Raw genomic sequence first — 921 nt, 5'->3', positions numbered from 1 at the left:
TAGGGGGTTAGCCCCGTCAGTGTCTTAAGCCGGCGCCCGAAGTTGTAAGCGTCGATGAAGTCTTGGAGATGCTGACGGAGCTGATCGTGGTTGTCGTAGTGGAAACGCTTGACGGTGGCCTCCTTGACCGTGCGGTTCATGCGCTCGACCTGACCATTCGTCCACGGATGCTTCACTTTCGTGAGCCGGTGCTCGATGCCGTTGTCGCGACAGACGCGGTCGAAGATGTGCTCGAAGGCGTGCCGGTCCTGCGTGCGGTTGGTGAACTGGATGCCATTGTCGGTGAGCACGGTGTGGATGGCGTAGGGGACGGCGGCCACGAGGTTGCGCAGAAACTGGGCGGCCGCCATCCTACCAGCCTTCTCATGCAACTCCGCATAGGCGAACTTCGAGGTCCGGTCGATGGCCACGAAGAGGTAGAGCTTGCCTTCGGCCGTGCGCACCTCGGCGATGTCGATGTGGAAATAGCCGATCGGATAACGCTTGAACTTCTTCTTGCCTGGCTTGTCGCCCTCGACCTCGGGCAGGCGGGAAATGCCGTGACGTTGCAGGCAGCGATGCAGCGAGGAGCGCGTCAGGTGCGGGATCGTCGCTTGCAGCGCATCGAGACAGTCATCCAGAGGCAGCAGCGTATGCTTACGGAAGGTGACGACCGCCGCCTCTTCCTCGGCCGTCAGAACGGTGGAGCGTACGGTCTTCGGACCCATCGGCGCATCATGGACGAAGGCCCGCTTGCGCCACTTGGCGACAGTCTTCCGATTTAGACCGTGCTGCGCTGCGAGTTCTTTGAGCGGAGCCTTCGATCGCTGTATCGCTGCTCGGATGGCGTGCGTGGTCGTGGCGCTGCCGTGGAGTATCTGTCCCATAGCTTATCCCTGAATGAAGGATCAGCTTGACTGATTCCCCCACACTCCGGGACTA

General features: G+C 61.0%; 1 protein-coding gene. It reads right to left on the bottom strand.

Annotated elements, in window-relative coordinates:
• On the bottom strand, nt 1–866 hold an 866-nt coding region (locus EN845_RS33780; RefSeq protein WP_135931264.1), incomplete at its 3' end, for an IS481 family transposase.
• Nucleotides 867–921 lie beyond the last annotated feature (55 nt).

Source organism: Mesorhizobium sp. M8A.F.Ca.ET.202.01.1.1, assembly GCF_004791595.1.
GTDB lineage: Bacteria > Pseudomonadota > Alphaproteobacteria > Rhizobiales > Rhizobiaceae > Mesorhizobium.
This window is presented reverse-complemented; position numbering and strand designations above follow the sequence as displayed.